15 protein-coding genes and 2 tRNA genes are annotated in these 20,353 nt (G+C 56.9%); 6 read left to right on the top strand and 11 right to left on the bottom strand.

The window, feature by feature from the left end; all coding sequences use genetic code 11:
- Positions 1-26: 26 nt before the first annotated feature.
- From ACUIAD_RS03040 to ACUIAD_RS03025, 4 genes are all read right to left on the bottom strand, one after another.
- Positions 27-2,147, bottom strand: a complete 2,121-nt coding sequence (locus ACUIAD_RS03040) for an alpha-galactosidase (protein ID WP_445343645.1) — start codon at positions 2,145-2,147, stop codon at positions 27-29.
- Positions 2,148-2,248: 101 nt separating this feature from the next.
- Positions 2,249-3,109, bottom strand: a complete 861-nt coding sequence (locus ACUIAD_RS03035; protein ID WP_110451479.1) for a carbohydrate ABC transporter permease — start codon at positions 3,107-3,109, stop codon at positions 2,249-2,251.
- 1 nt (position 3,110) lies between these two features.
- Positions 3,111-4,097 carry a carbohydrate ABC transporter permease gene (locus ACUIAD_RS03030; protein WP_110451478.1) on the bottom strand — a complete coding sequence of 329 codons (987 nt, stop codon included), beginning with the start codon at positions 4,095-4,097 and terminating at the stop codon, positions 3,111-3,113.
- Positions 4,098-4,122: 25 nt separating this feature from the next.
- Positions 4,123-5,385: an ABC transporter substrate-binding protein gene (locus tag ACUIAD_RS03025; RefSeq protein ID WP_110451477.1), complete on the bottom strand. Its 1,263-nt coding sequence runs from the start codon at positions 5,383-5,385 to the stop codon at positions 4,123-4,125.
- A 326-nt stretch (positions 5,386-5,711) separates the two neighbouring features.
- Here ACUIAD_RS03025 and ACUIAD_RS03020 point away from each other — a divergent pair, with 326 nt between their 5' ends.
- Complete coding sequence (locus ACUIAD_RS03020; RefSeq protein ID WP_445343644.1) at positions 5,712-6,725, top strand: LacI family DNA-binding transcriptional regulator; 1,014 nt, start codon at positions 5,712-5,714, stop codon at positions 6,723-6,725.
- Between the two features lie 148 nt (positions 6,726-6,873).
- On the opposite strand, the gene ACUIAD_RS03015 is transcribed toward ACUIAD_RS03020, so the two are convergent.
- Both ACUIAD_RS03015 and ACUIAD_RS03010 read right to left on the bottom strand, forming a co-directional pair.
- Positions 6,874-8,625, bottom strand: coding sequence for an FAD-dependent oxidoreductase (locus ACUIAD_RS03015; RefSeq protein ID WP_445343643.1), 1,752 nt, complete (start codon positions 8,623-8,625; stop codon positions 6,874-6,876).
- Positions 8,626-8,745: 120 nt separating this feature from the next.
- On the bottom strand, positions 8,746-9,309 hold the full coding sequence (locus ACUIAD_RS03010; protein WP_015021096.1) for a peroxiredoxin: 564 nt from the start codon (positions 9,307-9,309) through the stop codon (positions 8,746-8,748).
- Positions 9,310-9,465: 156 nt separating this feature from the next.
- On the opposite strand from ACUIAD_RS03010, the gene ACUIAD_RS03005 reads away from it, so the two are divergent.
- The 3 genes from ACUIAD_RS03005 to nhaA all read left to right on the top strand — a co-directional run bounded on the left by ACUIAD_RS03005 (position 9,466) and on the right by nhaA (position 13,324).
- Entirely contained in the window at positions 9,466-10,839 is a 1,374-nt protein-coding gene (locus tag ACUIAD_RS03005) for a hemolysin family protein (protein WP_445343642.1), read from the top strand.
- Positions 10,840-11,058: 219 nt separating this feature from the next.
- Positions 11,059-11,538: a Dps family protein gene (locus ACUIAD_RS03000; protein WP_110451473.1), complete on the top strand. Its 480-nt coding sequence runs from the start codon at positions 11,059-11,061 to the stop codon at positions 11,536-11,538.
- Positions 11,539-11,950: 412 nt separating this feature from the next.
- A complete protein-coding gene (gene nhaA, locus ACUIAD_RS02995) occupies positions 11,951-13,324 on the top strand; it encodes a Na+/H+ antiporter NhaA (protein ID WP_445343641.1) in 1,374 nt (457 codons plus the stop codon).
- Positions 13,325-13,399: 75 nt separating this feature from the next.
- Here the strand turns inward: nhaA and ACUIAD_RS02990 are convergent, their stop codons facing one another.
- Together ACUIAD_RS02990 and ACUIAD_RS02985 are read right to left on the bottom strand one after the other, a co-directional pair.
- Complete coding sequence (locus ACUIAD_RS02990; RefSeq protein ID WP_445343640.1) at positions 13,400-14,167, bottom strand: SDR family oxidoreductase; 768 nt, start codon at positions 14,165-14,167, stop codon at positions 13,400-13,402.
- 455 nt (positions 14,168-14,622) lie between these two features.
- Positions 14,623-15,231 (bottom strand): M48 family metallopeptidase, encoded by a 609-nt coding sequence (locus ACUIAD_RS02985; protein WP_445343639.1) that lies wholly within the window; start codon positions 15,229-15,231, stop codon positions 14,623-14,625.
- Between the two features lie 104 nt (positions 15,232-15,335).
- Between ACUIAD_RS02985 and ACUIAD_RS02980 the strand changes: the two genes are divergently transcribed.
- Positions 15,336-15,409, top strand: a tRNA-Ile gene (locus tag ACUIAD_RS02980).
- Positions 15,410-15,446: 37 nt separating this feature from the next.
- A tRNA-Ala gene (locus ACUIAD_RS02975) sits at positions 15,447-15,519 on the top strand.
- Positions 15,520-17,058: 1,539 nt separating this feature from the next.
- On the opposite strand, the gene ACUIAD_RS02970 is transcribed toward ACUIAD_RS02975, so the two are convergent.
- Genes ACUIAD_RS02970 through ACUIAD_RS02960 form a run of 3 tightly spaced genes read right to left on the bottom strand, consistent with a single transcriptional unit; the run spans position 17,059 to position 19,616 of the window.
- A complete protein-coding gene (locus tag ACUIAD_RS02970; RefSeq protein ID WP_146208589.1) occupies positions 17,059-17,829 on the bottom strand; it encodes an SLOG domain-containing protein in 771 nt (256 codons plus the stop codon).
- The gene (locus ACUIAD_RS02965) at positions 17,823-18,968 is read right to left on the bottom strand and encodes a toll/interleukin-1 receptor domain-containing protein (RefSeq protein ID WP_445343638.1); all 1,146 of its coding nucleotides are present in this window, start codon (positions 18,966-18,968) and stop codon (positions 17,823-17,825) included. Before ACUIAD_RS02965 ends, ACUIAD_RS02970 begins: the two co-directional genes overlap by 7 nt.
- 51 nt (positions 18,969-19,019) lie before the next feature.
- A complete protein-coding gene (locus ACUIAD_RS02960; RefSeq protein WP_445343637.1) occupies positions 19,020-19,616 on the bottom strand; it encodes a TIR domain-containing protein in 597 nt (198 codons plus the stop codon).
- Positions 19,617-20,353 lie beyond the last annotated feature (737 nt).

Here is a 20,353-nt window from a genome sequence, read left to right as displayed (position 1 = left end):
CCTGTGGCGTGGCAGATGGCGGCGGGTCAGACCCGGACCAGGTCGATCAGGCGAATGGTCTCAGGCTGACAGCGGGGTATGCGAATGCCCACGCGCTCCAGATAGGTGCCGCTGACCTCGGCGGCGCCCAGCGGACCCGTCGGATCCAGGTGCTCCAGTGAAGCCCTGGGCTTGGCGGGGCCAGTCCAGGCCAGCCGATAGCGGGCCTTGGAGTCCAGTCCGGGGATACGTAGATAAACACCACGATTATGCAGGGATTCATCCAACTGGACATGGGCTAGGATGGCACGGCTGCGGTCGGGGGCCACCACACCATGAGCCAGGACCGAGGGGTCAGCCACGTCCAGGCGGACCACGCGTCCGGAGTGGAGGAAGCCCCGGTTGGCCTTGTACCAGGTAATCCACTCCTTGAGCCGCTCCAGGTCCTCCTCGCTGGCCTGGCGAATATCCCACTCGATGCCCATGGACCCGAACACGGCCGTGCCCGCCCGAAAGTCCAGGCTGTAGGTTCTGCCGGTCTGCTGTGAGGAGGGCTGGGAGATGTGGGCACCGATGTACTCAGGTGCCACGGTCTGCTCGGTCCAGCGCTGGATCATCTGCCTGCTCAGGGCGTCGGTCATGTCGGAGTTCCAGAAGCGGCGAATCTTCTCGATCACGCCCAGATCGATGCGGCCGCCGCCCGAGGCGCAGGATTCCCATTCCACCTTGGGGAAGCGAGCGCGAAGGGTGTCCAGAAGGCGGTAATAAGCCAAGGTCTGTTCATGGATGGCCGGCGCGCCGCCATGAGCCTGGGAGCCAGCCTCAAGAAGGTCGCGGTTGTGGTCCCATTTGACGTAGTCGATTTGGCAGGACTCCAGAACCCGGGTCATAGCCTCAAGCACATGGTTGAAGGCCTGGGGGTAGGTCAGGTCCAGGACCAGCTGGTTGCGCTGCAGCTCCGGGTTTCTGGAGGACGCCCTCATGACCCACTCAGGATGGTTGCGGAAGGCATCCGAATCAGGGTTGATCATCTCCGGCTCGAACCAGAGGCCAAACTGCATCCCTAATTTATGGACATAATCAACTAAAGGCTCCAGGCCCCGGGGCCAGACGGCAGGGTCCACCCACCAGTCGCCCAGACCGGCCCTGTCGTTCCGGCGCAGGTGGAACCAACCGTCGTCCAGGACAAGACGCTCCACCCCGATGCGGGCTGCCCGGTCGGCTAGGTCGCGCAGGGTCTCGAAGTCGTGGTTGAAGGTGATGGCCTCCCAGACGTTCAGGATGACCGGCTGCTCCTGGGGGTGCTCGGGCAGGGTACGCTCCCAGGCGTGCAGGCTGTTCATGATCGGATCCATGCCATGGTCGGAGGCCGTGACCACAATCCAGGGCGTGCTGTACTCCTGGCCCTGATCCAGAACCACCTCGCCGGGCAGAAGAAGCTCGCCAGCGCTGACCCCGGCCGGGGTGGCGCTGTTCCGGTCCACCCGGAGCACAGTGTTCCCGCTCCAGGCGGGCTGGACGCAGAGCACCCTGCCATGATGGAAGTTGAACCCGGGAGTGCCCACCATGATCACGGGCCCCTCGAATCCGGTTCGGCCCCAGCGAAACTCGCGCACCCAGGCTCCGTCGGCCAGGTCATGGCGCTGGGGGCTGCGCTCACGTTCGTGCCTGCCAGCGAAGTCCAGAATCTGGGTCTGCTGGTCATCCAGGGGCAGGCGAACCTCCAGACCCTCCACAAGGAAGGGATCGGCGCCCAGGTTGCGCAGGATATGACGAATCCGCAGGGAACCGCCGGCCATGGCCTCCACCCTGGTCTCCAACCCAAGCTGAGCGTCCTCGTCACAGGCCTTGATGGTCAGTGACTCAGCGGTCTGCCCGGGCTGGCCTTCCACTAGAAAACGCGGCGACCAGGAGCGTCCGGCCTGGAGGCCTTCGGGACCCGAGACGATCCGATGCCCGGTCAGGCCCGGATGCAGATAGGTGTTCTGCGCATGCTCCAGCAGCAGGGGCGAATGGCTTGACGTCCGGGCGGGGGTCTGTTCCAAGCCATTCAGATCGGGGCCTGCATACAGTCCCCTGATATCAGGAATATCGGCACCCGGTGTAATGGGCCCCAGGGCCATGCAGGTGAGTGGCTGATCCGAACGGACCGACTGTGGAAAGAGCATGAAAAATCCTTTGGTAACTACGACACAAATGTGCAAAAACAACGATGCTTGATGAACCAGCCGCCCGCTCCACTGCCATTGGGCGGGTCCTGATTGATAGACTACTTGACTGCTCCGGCAACCATCCCCGCTATGAAATACCTTTGCAGGAACATGTAGGCGACCACCATGGGGGCTGCAGCAATCAGGGAAGCCGCTGCGGCAACGCCCAGATTGTTGGTATTAGCCGAGAAGAAGGAGGCCACACGAGGGGCAATGGTCTGGGCCGAGGGATCAGTCAGGATGTAGCTGGACAGGGCGTAGTCGTTCCATACTGTCGAGCCGGTCATGATGACCACGGTCGCCGTTACGGGCTTGAGCATGGGCAGGACCAGACGCATGAATACCTGGAGCCGGTTGGCTCCATCCAGCTCACCGGCCTCATCAATCGCCGGGGGGATTGCCTTGATGAAGGCCGTGTAGAGGAAGACGGACAGGGGCAGGTTGGTGGCCGTCAGCACCACAATGATGCCCCAGTAGTTGTTCACCCCGCCGATCTTCACTAGGAAGGAGTAGAGGGGAACCAGAATGCTCAAGGGCGGAATCATCATCATGGAGAGGATGAAGGCCGAGACCAGCTTGTTGAACCGAGTCAGACGACGAGCCAGGGGGTAGGCAGCGGCCGCTCCCAGTATGCAGACCAGGGCCGTCGTCCCCACGGTCACCACCACGCTGTTGAGCACGGACTTGAGGATTCCGCCTTCGTTGACGGCCTCGGACCAGTTGGACCATGCCATATCGTGGGTGGGCATGCTCAGGGCCGAGCTCAGGTCGTCCGAGGGCTTGAGCGAGGTGGTGATGGCCAGATAGAAGGGCAGCAGCTGGCAAAGGCAGACGATGGCCAGGAAGAGGTAGATGGCCCAGCGCCCACGCTGGTATGACCGCTCGGCAGGGGTCATCGCATTCGTGTTCTTGCTAGCCATGTCAGGCCTCCCAATCCAGCTTGGCCAGTCCCTTGTTGACCAGCCAGGTCACGATGGCAATCAGGACGAAGAGGAAGACTCCGATAGCCGAGGCATACCCGGCCGCCTGGTTGTCGAAGTAGATCGTGCCGATATAGGTCGAGATGGAGTTGGTGGCATACCCGGGGCCGCCGCCTGTCAGCACCTTGACCATGTCGTAGAGCTTCAGTCCTCCGATCAGGTTCAGAACCACGCTGGTCGTGAATGAAGGCGCCAGCAGAGGCAGGGTGATATTCCAGAACTTCTTCCAGCCGGAGGCCCCATCGACTTCGGCGGCCTCGACCACCTCCTGGTCCATGGTCTGCAGACCGGCCAGGTAGATGATCATGGAGACGCCGACGAACTGGATGGAATTCACCAGCACGATGATGCAGACCGAGAACCCCGCATTGTTGAACCAGGCCACCTTGTGCAGGCCCAGCGCCGTCATGACGGCATTCAGGGCGCCCTGCTGGTACTGGAAGACGAAGTAGTACATGATGCCCATGATGACCGGGGCCACCAGAGCAGGCAGGTAGATGATGGCCCTGATCAGGGTGCGCCCCTTGATCTTGGCGTTCAGCAACAGCGCCAGAGCCAAGCCCAGGATCTGCTGGAGCACTGTGCTGCCGATGCCGTAGATGAAGGTGTTGATGACCACCTGCTTGAAATTGGTGTCGGTCAGCATCTGCTTGTAGTTGGCCAGCCCCACGAAGGACTTGGCCTCGTTGTACCCGTCCCAGTTGGTCAGAGAAAGCCCGATCCCCGACAGGAGCGGATAGATGATGAAGACCACCAGGAGGATGACGGCAGGAAGATAGAAGAGATTGATCGAGGCACCCCTGAAGCGGCGACGACGTGGAGAGGGACCCCTGCCCTGGCCGACGGATGCATCCCTGCCATCCCCATGTAACGGTGATCCGGATTGGGTGTCCTGCAAAGGAATCGCCCCTGAGCGACTATCTGTCATAACTCGACTCCTCTTGGTCTGCTGATCAGGAAGACTTCTGGCCATACAGGCTGTTGAAGGAGGTCTTGACCTGATCCGCAGCGGCCTGTGCAGTCAGCTGACCGGTCAGCAGACCGTCGGTCGACTTGGCCAAGGTGTTGTACATGCCGTTGGGCAGATACTTGCGGTCGAAGAAGGGAACCAGCTTGGTCTTCTTCTCGTTCACCCAGTAGTTGTAGGTCGGTTCGAACTGCCCCAGCGCGGACTTGACGCCGGTCAAAGCCGAATCGTTCATGCTCACGTCGACCAGCTTCTGCAGGTTTTCAGGCTCAGCCATGAAGTCGATGAACTTCAGCGCCGCATCCTTGTTCTTGCTGGTCTTGGAGACGCCGAAGGTCAGCGTGTCCTCACCTGTCGAGAAGTAGGGCTTGCCGACCTCGGCGGGAACCGGCATCATGCCCAGCTTGACGTTGGGGTTGTAGGACTGAATCAGCTGGGAGCTGCCGTTGGCGCGGAAGGAGAAACCGACCTTGTCCTGGGCCATCAGCCTGGAGATGTCATCCTGGGAGGCGGAGGTATAGTCCACATTGAACCAGCCATCCTTGGCCCACTTGGCCACTCTGGAGGTGTACTTCTCGTAGACTGCGGTATCGAACTTGCCTTTGGAGAGATCCTTGAGCTGGCTTTCGTCATACATGCCCGGAAGCATGTAGTCGGCGATGTCCCCGTTGGGGCCCGCATCCTTGTTAGAGGAGATGAGCGGAGTGTATCCGGCGGCTTTCAGCTTCGTGCAGGCCTGCTCAAAAGCGTCCCAGGTGCCGATGGACTTGGGATCGATGCCTACCGCATCCAGAACCGTCTGGTTGTACATGATGCCCGAAACCTGGATGTCGGCGGGAAGAGCGTAGAACTTGCCGTCCTTGGTCTTGAAGACATCATTGCCTATCGGCTTGAGTCGCTTAGCCCAGGGCCTGTTCTGCAGCGGCTCCAGGAAGTTGCCATACCGGTCGCGCGACCAGCCGTGGGTGTTCCAGATATCCGGAGGGTTGTGGCCTGCCAGGCGAACCTTGATGTCATTCTCATTGTTATTGGTGCCGGGAACCATCTTGATGGCGATGTCCGGATTCTTTGCCTCGAACTTCTTGCCCAGACCCTGAAGAGCCTTGAGCTGGGGGGTTCCCGTCGACTGCATAGTCATGAATTCCACGGTCTTCCTGCCCCCTGAGGAGGAAGAGCCACAGGCAGCCAATGAGGTTATTGCCATAGCGCAGCAGATGCCGACCGCCGCCACCGTCTTGATCTTATTCATCAACTACTCCTTCGTAGGTTGCTTCTTTGCCGAACCTGCTCCAAGAGAACCGGAACTGATTTCGTGTCTCTAAATATACACGAGTAGATTAATCTGTCAAATATTTGTTTCTGATCGTTCGCGGCGTTTCTTTTGATAACAAGAACTCTGATGATAACTCAATATTTGCGGCTATTTTCTTTGATTTTTTAGTCATAGCAGAGCATGTGCAGACCAATCAACGATACCGGGAAACCTGAACCGGATGCTATATCAATTCGAGTAGATTCTGTATTCCGGGTAGCATAAATTGAGATTGGCGCATAGGCAGATGGGAACGAATTCGGATGGCTGCAAACGACAAAAATCACCGACAACACAGAAGGGCCACACGCACGGATGTGGCCAAGCTGGCCAATGTCTCCACGGCTGTGGTCAGCTACGTCTTCAACAACGGGCCCAGGGCCGTGGCCCCGGCCACATCCAAACGAGTGCACGAGGCGGCGAAGCTGCTGAACTATCATCCCAACCCTACGGCGCGAGCCCTGCGTACCGGGTATTCCAAGATGCTTGGGGTCATAGTTCCGGATTCGTCCAACCCTTTCAGCGCCGGCATCTACGACGAGCTGCAGACGGTGGCCATGCGACGGGGATACTCGGTCCTCTTTATGAACGTGCGCAGCGACCCGGATTTGGAGGAGCAGGCCATGAGACAGCTCATAGAACGCAACGTCGATGCTATCTTCCTCTCATCCTCACGCAGCTACGCACAGCTGAGCATGGCCCATCTGCAGGAGAGTCGTTTCGTCTTCATGGACCAGCCTCACAGGGTGACTCATGCCAAGAGCGTGTCGACCGATTTCTTCCACTCTGGCCTGACCGCCACCCAACACCTGATCGAGCACCGGCATTGCAGCGTTGACATGCTCTTTGGCGGTTCTCCCGACGACCGCGGCGATGCCCGTATCCAAGGCTGGTATGCGGCCCACCAGAACGCCAACCTTCCTGCCGGCAGGATCCGCCAGGCCTTCTTCACGCGTGAAGGCGGCTACCGCGCCACCCTGGATCTGATCGACAGCGGCAGGCTGCCCCAGGCCATCTTCGCCGGATCGGACCTGGAGGCCATGGGCGCTCTTCGGGCTCTGCACGAGCGCGGACTGCGCATTCCCGAGGACGTGGCCATCGTCTCCTTCGACGGCACCATCGACTCCCTCTATACCTGGCCTCAGCTGACTACCATGCAACAGAACACCGAGAAGATCGCCGCCTGCGCCATGAATGCGGCCTTAGAGCCTAATCAGGTCCCCGACGTGCAGCTGATCAAGGCGGATCTGGTCATCCGTCACTCCTGCGGCTGCTGATAAAGCAAACCGTACAAATTGTGGATAACATCCATAATTTTTCATCAATGCCGACCTGCAGCATGCATCAGAAAGGGCGCTGGCACCATCGCCGCATAGGCGGTAACGCCAGCGCCCTTTCAGGCCCTGTTCTGGCTCCGACCCAGGGTCAGGCCCCGATCAGATCCAGCATTTCAGGAACGGACTTCTTGCCGAACTCCACGGTCTCCTGGCCATCCTTGCGGATCACGATGCAGGGGACGCTCATGACCTGATACTGGTCTTTCAGCTCAGGGAAGTGGGCCAGGTCGTAGGCTTCGGCCCGCACCTTGTCGTTCTGGGCCGCCACCCGCTGCGCGGACAGGACTGTGGTCGGGCACATAGTGCAGGTCAGGGAGACCAGCATCATCACGTTCACCTGATCCTTGATGGCATCGATCCGGTCCGAGGTGGGCTGATCCACCTGCTGGCCGGGGCCCGCCGCGTTGTAGAGGGCCAGGACGAAGGAGTTGAACTCGTGACCGCTGGGCACGCCATGGAAGGCCAGTCCGGTCGGCTGGGAGACGCCCTGATCGTCCAGCCGGCAGATGCGCACGCTGGGCCGGGCATCAGGCAGGTCGCTGGCGGGATCGTAGTCCTTGCCGTCCTCATCCGTGCGGGAGTCGACCCTGGAGGTCAGCCTGCCGTCGGAGAGCCCGACCAACTCGTCCACGAAGGCCTCCAGCTCCCTGGAGACCTGGCTGCCGTCCAGATCCAGGGCCAGCTCCAGCTTCCCAGTCATCTTGCCGAAGACCATGTCCAGCTGCTTGCGAATGTCCGGCCCGAAGAAGCCGGAGGTCTTGGCCGGGGCCTGCTCGTGCTCCTGGGCCACCGGCGCAGGCGAGGTGCCCGAGGCCAGGGCGGAGTTTTCAGCCTGACGCTCGGAGCGGGCGTAAGGGGAATCCTCGGGTCGGGGTGGCACCAGGCCGGTCTTGTCCGACATATTGGAGGCATAGCGCTCCAGCTCCACGGCAGCCACAGCTCCGTCGGCGGTGGCAGTGATGACCTGCCGCAGATTCTTGACCCGCAGATCTCCGGCGGCGTAGATGCCCGGCACCGAGGTCTCCAGGTAGTCGTGGGTCAGCACGTAGCCGTGATCGTCCAGATCCACCACACCCTTGAGCATGCCGGTCTGGGGCACGTACCCGGCGAAGACGAAGACGCCGAAGGTACCGCCGTCCTGGGGCTTCCAGGTAGTGGTCTGCCCGCTCTTCCGATCCAAAATGGTGGCCTCGACCAGCCCGCCAGGACCTGCGGAGACGCCCTTGAGCTCAGTGGAGTAGTGGATTTCGATCTTGTCGTTGTTCCGGGCCTCGTCAGCCACAGCGGCGTCGCAGGTGAAGTCCTCCTCGCGCACCAGCAGGGTCACCTTGGTGGCGTACTTGGTCAGGAAGACCGACTCCTCGGCTGCCGCGAACCCGCCGCCGACAACCAGGACCTCGCGCCCGGTGAAGAACTCGCCGTCGCAGGTGGCACAGTAGGCCACACCACGGCCTGCGTACTCCTGCTCGCCTTGGAAGCCTATCTTGCGAGGGCTGGCGCCGGTGGCGATCAGAATGCCGAAGGTGCGCAGGTCGCCCCGGGATGTGTGGACCACTTTGATGTCGCCCTGAGCCTCAATGCCCGTGGCCTCGGCGCTCATGAACTCGGCCCCGAAGTTCTGGGCCTGCTGGCGCATGGTATCGGTCAGCTTGCGGCCATCGGTGCTGGCTACGCCCGGGTAGTTGACCACGTCGGCCGTGATGGTGATCTGGCCGCCGAAGTCGTCCTTCTCCAGGATCAGGGTGCGATACCGCGCTCGAGCCAGGTAGAGTCCTGCGCTCAGACCTGCAGGACCGCCGCCGATGACTACCACGTCATAGAGATTCTTGTCTTCCGTCATGAATGCCTCTTCCGAAGGAATGCACGGATGTGCTGTTTTGGATGCTGATCGTGAATACAGAAAAGGGAACCCGCCCTGGTCGCTTCCGATCGGCGAGTTCCCGATGTTGGCCGCTGCGGATCAGAGCTGGCCGACCAGATCCAGGCTGGGCTCAATGGTGTCCTCGCCAGGCTCCCACTTGGCAGGGCAGACCTGATCGCCATGCTCATAGACGAACTGGGAAGCCTGGACGCGGCGCAGCAGCTCGTCGGCGTTGCGGCCCACGTTGGAGGAGATGACCTCGTAGGCCACGACCTTGCCTTCAGGGGTCAGAATGAAGTCGCCGCGCTCGGCCTTGCCCTCGGCCTCGTTATAGGTCTGCAGATCCTTGGCCAGGGTTGCGGTCGGATCAGCCAGCATGGGGTACTGAACCTTGGCGATCTTCTCATTGGCCTCGTGCCAGGCCTTGTGGACGAACTCGGTATCGCAGGAGACGGAGTAGATCTCACAGCCGATCTTCTTGAAGTCCTCGTACTTGCTGGCCAGATCCTCCAGCTCGGTGGGGCAGACGAAGCTGAAGTCCGCAGGGTAGAAGAAGAGCAGGGACCAGTGGCCCAGCAGATCCTTCTTGGAGACCGGGAAGGTCTTGTTATCCTGGTAGGCCTGCGTGGTGAACTCAGTCAATTCGTGCTGAAGCTGTGACATGAAAAATCCTTTCGGGAGCGTTGGGAACGTCGGCCTGAAGCCGAACCTGTCTCCGTGTTTCATGCTAGTCAGGAAGCGCTGTATGGGGAAGACGGCAGTTCACCGCTTAGGTGTGACATAAGGCACATGGGGCGTCCATACCCTAGCATTGGAGGCATGGCATTATGGCTGAACATCCTGCTCATTTTCTTCTTCCTTGTGCTTGGCTCCGTCTTCTCAGGGACTGAACTGGCGCTGGTCTCCCTGCGAGGCTCGCAGCTGGAACAGATGGAGCAGCAGGACGCGCGCGGCGCCCGGGTGGCTCGCATCGCCCGCGACCCAAACACCTTTCTTTCCACCGTGCAGATCGGCGTGACGCTGACGGGCTTCCTGTCGGCCTCCTTCGGCGCGTCATCCATCGCCCCCTACGTGGTGCCCGTCCTGACAGGGTGGGGCGTGCACGAGGGTCTGGCCAGCACCCTGACCACGGTGGTCCTGACCCTGATCATCTCCTACTGCTCCATCGTCATCTCCGAGCTGGTGCCCAAGCGGATCGCCATGCAGCGCACCGAGGCCATCGCCAGGGCCGTCGTTCCGGCCATCGATGTCTTCACCACCCTGTGCAGGCCGCTGATCTGGCTGATCGGCAAGAACACCAACCTCATCGTGCGCATCCTGGGCTTCGATCCCCAGCAGACCGACACTGAGGTCAGTGACGACGAGCTACGGATGCTGGTCTCCTCCAACACCAACCTGAGCAAGGACGAGCGGATGATCCTGGGCGATGTCTTTGACGCCTCGGAGACCAGCGTGGCCGAGGTCATGCGTCCGCGGGCCGATGTGGTATTCATCGCCGGGGACATGCCCCTGCAGGAGGCGGTCGAATTCGTGCACGATGAGCCTTACTCGCGCTACCCGGTGACCGGACGCGACTTTGACGACGTGCTGGGCTTCGTCCACGTGCGCGACCTGATGGACGTGCGCAATCCCCATGCCAAGACCGTAGCCGACGTGACCAGGCCCGGCATCGCCCTGCCCGGCACATCCAAGCTCCTGCCCAGCCTGGAGAAGCTGCGCAAGAAGGGGATCCACCTAGCCGTCGTCATCGATGAGTACGGGGGCACTGACGGCATCGTCACCCTGGAGGACATGACCGAGGAGCTGGTGGGCGACATCCGCGACGAGTACGACCTGCCCGAGGAGCAGAACCCTGCCCATCCCCAGGCAACTGCTTTCGTCAACGGCGTGGCCACGGTCGACGGCGGCATGACCATCGAGGACTTCGCGGACCTGACCGGGATCGAGCTGGAGGATGGCCCCTACGAGACCTTGGCTGGCTACTTCCTGGCCCAAACCGGTCGGATGGGGCAGGTGGGCGACGTGGTCCACTCCGACGACGGGTATGACATGGTGGTGACCAAGGTGGACGGACGGCGCATCGAGACCATCGAGGTCAGACGGCGGCAGGAAGCCGAGGACCAAGACAATGATAATGACAACGAAGCCGGCCAATCCGAAGAGGGTCGAGGCGATGCTGTGACCAAAGCCTAGCTATCTCCTCTAGCCTGTGCTCGGCTTACAGTCAGCCGGCGGCCGCCCCTCATGCCAGTCAAGGAAAAATGACTGTCAGCGTAGCGAATGGTCAGTGAACGATATCACTGGATGATTCGCGCAAAATCCAAGCGTTTCCTTGCCTTTTCCTCTAGTCTGGAGATACAGGGCCGGGCTTGACCCGGCCATAGGCATGATTTCATAATCTAAGGAGCGATTATGGCATTGAACTTCACCGTACCGGGACTCGACGAAGCGACCAGCGAAAAGGTCATCGCCATCCTGCAGAGCCGTCTGAGCCAGGAACAGGAGACTGCCCTGATTCTCAAGCACGCCCACTGGAACATGAAGGGCAAGGAATTCATCGGCATCCACGAGATGATGGACCCCGAAGTCGATTCGGTGCTGAACATGGCCGACGAGACCGCAGAGCGCATCGCCACTCTGGGCGGCTCCCCCGCCGGACGTCCCGACGACATCATGAAGAACCGCGACTGGGATGGCATCACCATGACCGGCCGCCAGGATGCCTTGGACTACCTGAAGGCCCTGGACACCTACTACACCACCTTCATCAAGCGCGATCGCGAGGCCATCAAGGAGCTGGACGACCTGGACGTCATCAGCTCCAACATCGTGCAGGATCACGTGCAGGAGCTGGAGCACTTCCAGTGGTTCATGCGCAGCCATCTGTTCTGAGTTACTGAGTCACTCGATTACTGAGTTCTGAGAGCTCATCGCCGCCCTGACAGGCGGTATGCCAGCGGCCTTGCATCGTAAAGGTGCGGGGCCGCTGGCATAACTCTTTGAACGAGATAGAATTGACCTTTGGGAGACGGCCGGGCGCCGCCTCATGCCGGGAAGACTGGTCGGCCATGGAAGACTGAACCCTACCCGCCCGACCAGGAGCATCATGTCGCCCACGCCCACATTCCCAGTCAATAGACGTCGTCAGGATTGTGACGATTCGAATTCGCAACAGAATCCCAAACCTTTGGATTCCAAACCATCAAATAACCAGCCATCAAATCCCCGACATAGGCTGGACGGATCTAACAGGGATCAGCATAACCGACTTCATTCCTTGAACTTCTTCGCCGTCCTGTCATCTTTGGCAGAAAACGATCGGATCACCGGCCTATTCATGATGGTATGCGCCTTAGCCGGGCTGATTCTTGCCAATCTGCCAGAAATCGGGCCGGGGCTGAACGCTCTGGCCGCTTGGGTTCCTCTGGACCTGCCGGGCGGACTCAACCTGCCCCTGAAGGATTGGATACAGGACGGGCTGCTGACCATATTCTTCCTGACCATAGGCCTTGACCTGCGCCAGGAGGCTGCCACGGGCACTCTGCGCGACCACAGGCAGGTCCTGCTGCCCATGCTGGCTGCCCTAGGCGGTGTGGCCGTTCCGATTCTGATCTACTGCCTGCTCAACCAAGGCTCCCCTACCGGGTTGCGTGGCTGGGCCGTCCCAACGGCCACCGATGTAGCCTTCTCTCTGGCAGCTCTACAACTGCTCCTGCCCAAGGCCGGGCCCGCCCTGCAGGCCTTTTTAATGACTCTGGCCATCTTCGACGACCTGATCGGCGTCCTGCTGATAGCTCTGGGCTACTCCAGCTCGGGACAACCGGGCTGGCTGCCAGTCTGCCTAGTCGGCCTTATGGTCTGGACATTGCTGGTCCGAGCGGCGAACCGTTCCGCCCAGATTTGGCGACCCTTGATGCTGATCTGCCTGCTGGGCGCTCTTTCGGGCGGTCTACTGGCCTGGTACGGCCTCTTCAAGGCTGGAATCCACCCTGTGCTGGCAGGAGTAGCGATGGGACTATTGACCCCTGTCACCAAGCCGAACGATGCGGGAACGGACACAACAGAAGCGGAAGCAGCAGAGTCTTCGACCAATACTGCGCCAAACAGAACTGCGCCAGCCGAGCACAGACCGACCTGGGCAGAACCAGCCGGGACAGAGTCGACCGGAACCAACCCCGCTGATGCCAAACCAGCTGGGACTGAGACAACTGAGACTGAGACGGATTACGGTCGGAAATCATCGCCTGCCGAAAAGCTGGATCACCTGCTGACCCCTTTGAGCGCCTTGGTGATCCTGCCCCTTTTCGCCTTCTTCTCGCTGTCCATCTCCCTGGATCGGCTAGGACTCGGACTGCTGACCGACAGGGTCTTTCTGGGCGCCACGCTGGGATTGGCCTTGGGCAAACCCCTAGGGATCCTGACCATGCTGGTCCTGGCAGGTCATCTTGGGTTGCGGCGACCGGCCGGCTCCACGACCGGGAACATGATAGGTCTCTGCCAGCTTTGTGGAATCGGCTTCACCATGTCTTTCCTGATCGCCAACCTTGCCTTCGCTGGATCCCCTCACCTGGAGTCAGCCTTGCTGGGCGTGCTGGCAGGGTCAGTCCTGTCCGTGCTCATCGTGGCCGTCGGGACCATTCCTGGTCGGCTACGGTCAGCCAGGCGCGTCTCGTCCTGACACAAGACTCATCCCCGTCAGAATCAGCCCATGCCAGCCGTGGTTCCCCACAGAATTGCCCCCCCTACTCCAGACTCAGCTGCGACGGTAGAGCTTGGTGTAGGAGCCCTCGGCTCGGGGACGGACCACAATCTGGTCGATGTCCACGGTGTCGGGCTGCTCCAGGGCCCAGGTGACACATCCGGCAATATCGTCGGCGGTCAACGGGTCGGGCACCCCGGCGTAGACCGCATCAGCCCGGTCGCTATCCCCGCCGAAGCGCTTCAGGGAGAACTCATCGGTGTGGACCAAGCCAGGGGCGATGTCGACCACGCGCACCGGCTGACCAATCAGCTCCAGCCGCAGAATGCGGGCCATGACTCGTTCCGCCGCCTTGGAGGCGCAGTAACCGCCGCCGCCCTCGTAGGGCTCAATGCCTGCCGTCGAGGAGATGACCAGGACCGTACCCTCCGACTCTTGCAGGGCCGGGAGCAGCTTCTGGACGACCCGCAGGGTGCCGATGACGTTCAGCTCGTACATGCCGCGCCAGTCGTCCAGGCTGGAAGTAGCCACCGGATCCTTTCCGAAGGCTGCACCTGCACAGTTGACCAGAGCCTTGACCGGCCCGCCCTTAAGCACTGCATCGACGGCCGCCTGTGTTGACTCCTCGTCAGTCACATCGCAGACCTCATAGGTGAAGTGCTGACCCAGCTGGTCGGCCAAGGCCTTGAGCTTGTCCTCGCGTCGAGCCAGGCCGACCACCTTCCAGCCCTTGTCCACCAGGACCTGCGCGCTAGCCTGGCCAATGCCGCTGGAGGCACCGGTCACCACGGCGCGCTTGATTGTCTTCTGAGATTCCGTCATCTTGTCCGCTCCTTCATGATTGATTGCCTCGGATCGACTCCACAAGCATCTTCCGGTCGCAGGGACGCTACCCAACTGCTGCAGACCGCCCCTATGCCTCAACGCTAGCGCACCAGCATGGGCTGCGGCAGTCTCCCTCCTGTCTTCGAAGACGAATGTGGCGCATTGCACCAGCCCTGAGTAGGATCAGCACGAATCTAAAACAGATTGGCTGAGTCAGAACAGAGCAAAGTCAAATCGGGCTGAATCAGCACGTATAGTCAGATTGGATCAGGGCAGACAGGACGCATCCAAAGCCAATCCAACTTCACACCAGAAGACCCAGCAGGGGTTCGGACGCGGAATCATCAGCATGCCGTAGGTTCATAATTTACAAGCTCACAGTGCACAAGTTCAGGACTCACATGGAGTTCTTGGCTCCGCAAGTCATAGCTTCAGATATCTAAGCCTCTGGGTCACAAAGCCAGATAACGGTTGAGCCGACGACGGCGCTCGGTCCAGTCGGGCATATAGCGATCCATCCGCGCACGGAAGCCAGGGCCGTGACCATGCTCGTAGAGGTGGGTCAGCTCGTGGACCAGCACGTACTCCAGCAGCTCAGGATCCAGCCAGGCCAGGTCAGTGTTGAGCCGGATGCTGGCAGTGGCAGGGGTGCAGGAGCCCCAGCGGGTTTTCATCTTCCGCAGACTGATGCGCTCAGGCCGACGACCCACCACGGGGACCCACCGATCAAGCAGAGTCGGCAGCCTCTCCCGGAGGATTCTCTTGGCTTCGGCCTCGGACCGCTCTGGCGGCAGCTGACCATCGGCTCCGGGTTGGGCGTAGACATCGCGCGAACGGGCCAGACGTTCTCTAGTGGTTGCGATCCAGCGACGCTTGCCGTCGATAAAGGCACGGATCTGGTCATCGCAAAGCTTCAAAGGCGCCGTCACCTCAAGATGGCCGTCGGGTGGCTTGACGCGCAGATAGACGTTGGCGATCCGCTTTTTGATGACCAGAACAGTCTCGCCACCGACCTCCAACCGCTCCGACCGGACTGGTTCCGCACGCCGTTTCCGCCTCATGACCCCCATTCTTCCGTCAAGACGCGACGCGACGCCGCCGAGATTGACTTGAGAGGACGCTATGGTAAGCTATCCATTTGTGTGATTCTTCGGTCACATGGCATGGGCCTGTAGCTCAGCTGGTTAGAGCGCATCCCTGATAAGGATGAGGTCGGAGGTTCAAGTCCTCCCAGGCCCACGCATTTCTTGCGCAGTTGAAGTTCTTTCACATTCACGGGGCTATGGCGCAGCTGGTAGCGCATCTGCTTTGCAAGCAGAGGGTCGCCGGTTCGAATCCGGCTAGCTCCACTTTATCGCTTTGGAAACATTGAGTTTTCAGGGCTTTTTGCTTTTCCGGGTTTGGTCGTTCAGACACGATTGGACACGATGGCCGCAGACCTTGCCTGGTCCACAGCGTTCGCCACCTCTCCCAGCCTTTCAGGCCACAGGGCACGATATGTGTTCAGGATCTCGCTGGCGCTTGCGTGGATTGACTGAAAGTGAATGGAATCTTCGCATCGGCTCCGCTCGCAATCACTATGTTTGATGCATGTATGGCACAAAGCGAATGCACAATCATGGCTCTCGTACATGCCCACCGCTCAAATGCCAGAGAGCCAGATTCGTGTATGTCAGTTATGACCAAATATCCAAATATATTCCGGCGCTGCACGTATAGTCAGTACCCAGACGCCCTAAGCACATCTGCCGCACCGTAAGTATGGTGAAAACTGAGATTCCTATAGTTCTAGGATTCCCGTTTTGAGAGCATCCATACCATGTGCCGATTCTTGCTTCATTTCATGCCCAATTGATTCTGGCCCTGCCATCGTCCAGAAGATTATCCCAAATTCGTAGTGCAAAGGATCCACCGATCCTGCAACCTGTATAAGTCAGAAAAGGATAAGACAACCCTCAACCTTTGTACCGATTTACACTGTAGTATTTGCCAGTTCCTAGACCTCTGAAACAATAAGAAACACTTGATATTCACCATTGCTGATTATTTTTGGATCTTGGCCTTCCTGCCGCATTGTCACTTATCCAATGCTGTTCATTCGCATAGCTAAGCACACCAACGGTGACGGCTTTTCAATATGATGAATTGATCAAGAGAACAGAGGCATGGGGGTTCCGGCCACTGGGTAGTCCTGTAAGATAGGAGCCTTCCACTAGCTCACTGATTCAATCGGCCAGGTCTTGTTGGTCCACTACGCCCAGACTGCTATCGACCCGTTTACGATTCGGGTAGCAGCCCGATTCGTCTTTGTGGCGGTTAAACATACCATAGTGCAGGAAGAGCAAATAGCGCCATAATCATGAAAGCAAACCCAACTAATAACCGGATGCCTGACCTTCTGTAGTGCCGAATGCTCTACCCGAATTCATACTGAAACAGATGGCATAGATAGTGGCTGCAACCGGCTTATAAAGAATAAACGCTATTAACCATCCAGCGGATTGACGCAAAGATAAAAGAGATCCGGTTAACTTGGCAGAACTATCACCCACAAGAGTCAGCGCTAATACTTGAGCGCCGCCAGCGACATCGGCTAATGCCTGCTGCAGAGCCATTCGACGACAAGTCGAATCGTATGCGTCTCTCCGGCAACGTATAATTGTAAGTTGACCGGCCGGGGAAGTGTGCTCAGCCTCACACCAGCTCTTATTCAGGTGAACGATTGAACTCTCACCTGAACCACCATGAGCGCCCACGATCCATAGGACAACCTTAAGGAAACTATAAGTTCTCTTTTAACCTATACGCTTATCCTGCAAAAGGCATCAATCTGCGCCATTGGGAGACTAGCCCGCTTTAGGCACTCTAGGTGCTTTAAACACATTAGACTACTTAGACGGTTCAGCAGATTTAGACACTTTAGACGCTATATCATTAACAATATATCGCGCCAACGTAGAGTAAACATCGCTTTTGGCTAGTTCTGGTTGTAGCTTCTCTGGTGACTTACCAACTAGTTTTCTTGCCTCTCCTCCAGGTCGGCTGAAAGCATATACTGGCGCGGCCCGGTATAACTTATGAAACAAGTTGTATTCATCGGATATGCCTTTCATCCCGCCAATAAAAACCGCTGCAACCGGCTTTGATTCTGTCAGCATCTGACAACGCATTTTTTTTAGACTTCTGGGCGCGAATTTCGGGTCCGGCGGCTCATCACCAATTCGATCTGTCCAGTTAATCTCGCCTATTCCTTTATCCTGGTATCTCTTTGTCTCGACAGGCAAAACGTCTTCGAAAGCTCTCGATTGATAAACAATAATTCGCTGATCACGCTCTTCTGGCTGCTCCGTAGCAGTGTCGCTCTCTTCTGGCTGCTCCGTAGCAGTGTCACTCTCTCCTAATTGCTCCGTAGCAATTTTATACTTTCCTAAGTGCTCCGTAGCAACATAAAGAAGTAAAGGTGCAATCGTTGGATGTGCTGCAGTAACTAATTTGCCGCCATTTTGGAGAACAGCACGCGCTACCGCAACCACAGCATCAGTTATCCCGAGACGGTCAAAGCTTCCCTTCCATCGTTCCGGATCTGGAATGCTGGCGGAAATAAAAATAGTCGAATCTGATAACCGATTGTTCAAATCGTTAGTAACTGTATTCACCATTTGCCTCCAATCGTGTCCTCTGAAAAGAAATCAAGTCTCTTACCGCGAATAACCCATTTAAGGTGGCCTCTTCTCGACTTACTTAAATGCCTTGCGGCATGAACAAGCTGGGCTGATGCCTTTTTATTAATGTGGTTTCGGATTTTATCTAGATGCTGTAAATCTTCACAAGTCGGCAACCGCGGCGTCACACAAACAATTGAGCGCTTTTTATTTGCACCAGTGATGTCCAGCGCCCAATCCTTTAGAGGCACACAGCTAGCCCCCGTATCTCTGGCAGATTCTTGAATTCCTATTAAAAGGTTTTTTCGTCTTCTTACAATCGCGTATGCGTGAGCTTCTTCTATCTTATCAATGATTTTCACGATTGCAGATGGAGTGAAGATATCATATCCATGTCCGTCCTTTACAATGTCACCCCGTTTTAAGATCAGCCGAGGAAGACCGGCGCTACCAGGAACCTGCTTAGGCTTTCCGGGCCATTGAATGATTAGTATCCCCATTACATGGGAGAGCGCATAATCAACTTCGTCATAGACCCATTTCGAATTGTGCGCATCAGGTGTTTCAAGCAATAGCAAAAACGCAAAATCTTCAAGCACGTCTGCTATTTTTTCCTGAACCGCTTCTCCTGGTTGTATCGAAAACCGATCAATGAAAGGTTTGAACGTATGATGAGTCAGTTCATCATGTAATTGTTCCGCCGCAGCAAGACCGTCAGCCCGCCTATGGCTGATAAATACCCGTCTATCGCGCTCCTCAATACCGAGCTGCCCCAGCACTATGCGCGCAAGTTGCTTCGCTGAATCTTTACTCGACCATTTAAAACCATTGAATTTAGATGCCTCATGAGGAATTTGAGCTCCAAATTTTTTGGATTTATTGACGACGGGTATAACTACTAATCCTTGATTCACAGCACTTTGGAGTTGTGACTTTATCAGCGCATCGTTTTTTGTATTCTTCCCGCCGAAGAGCAATACGAGAGACGGTGTTGCACCGGTTGCGGGATTTTCCCCCAAACGAACCTCTACTGATTCATTAATACCAAGTTCTATAAGCTCATTATTAATTGTATTTTGAAGCTTCTTGCGCCTTTTTTGACATCCTATCACCTGCACTTTATATATGCTTGCCATAGCAGAACTCCCATAATTTATACATTATTTATATAAATAAGCACTCCAAGATCATGAACAGCTAAGATTTTCTTCTTGCAACGCCCGGCTATTATTAACAAAACAAGCTTTCGCTACTCGATTATTGAATGCGGTTTCAATATCAGATCGTAGAGCCAATAGGGATAGAGGGTACATACAGCAATGTGCATATGAATTTTCCGGGTTTTCCGCACTCCAGTTGTCTGCGATTCGCATGGGAAGATGTGCCCAGTTCTGTACAGACGGAAGGGGGTAGACGAGCAGTCCGTTTCTTTTATTGTTAGTGTCATTCCTCAATGAGGAAGATATTTCCCAGTCAACAAATTTCCGCGTCCATGTACACCGACCCAAAAGAACGATGGTCACAGTTGAGTCTGTGAGATACTTTTCACGAATCCGACGTTTAATGTAGTCTTCATCAGCACTATTAACGAAATCATCATCAACCGTCACGCCGACTGAACGGGCTATAAATTCAGACCCAAACACCTCAATGAATTGTTCGACTTCAGGCATATCATCAACATGATATGAAATAAAACATTTGTGGCGCTTGGGGTCATTCTTCCTGGACGCTGCCCGATCTGCAACCCGCTGCAATCGTAGCATCTCAGCAGTAGTCGACATTTCTCTCCTTTGTTAAATGCCTCTAAGGTAGAACTCTAACAACACCCGTATCCGCACTATTACATGTTTTAATTTAAAACTTACATAAGTTTAGCCGTAAAACAACGAAACTTACTAACGCACTTTCCCCTTCAAACTTATTAGAATTGAGCTCATCGTATCATTCTGTAAGCATATTCTTTGTTTCGATGTCTTATCAAAAAGTGACGGGGAAATAGCTTAATCCTACCTCGTAACTACTCTTTTACTTTTGTAAGTTTTTGACTGTGTCCATGATGTAGTCTCTGCTCAACAAGGCAATCCATACCATCTTAGCTTGTGAGACGAAACACAAGTCGAATGCTGTATCCATAGATCCCACACTCGCTAATCCGTCAAAAGGAATCTGCGCTTCCCCAATAATTTTAGATGATTGCAGACCATGAACTATGCTTGTCCTAATATTATCAATCTTCAATATATCCGATCTAACTCTGCATTCTGCATTGTTGTCAACGCTTAGACGAAAGGCCGATGGAGGTTTGGCTCTGATTAAATTATCATATAGCGGTACTCACGGCGAGAACACGCAAAAGTTGTAAAATATCTTTCTCAGAACTTATATGAAGCGCACTTTCCTTTTACTGGGCTAGTATATAGCAATTACAGCTAGAACCTTGTTTGGGAATGGACCGATCCTGGTCCGAATTGCGTAAGTAGTATCATAGCGACAATCACAAGTTTGGATCGGTATTATG

The organism is Bifidobacterium sp. ESL0819 (assembly GCF_052606245.1).
Note: the sequence above shows the minus strand (reverse complement) of the source record. Positions and strands in the feature narration are given on the sequence as shown.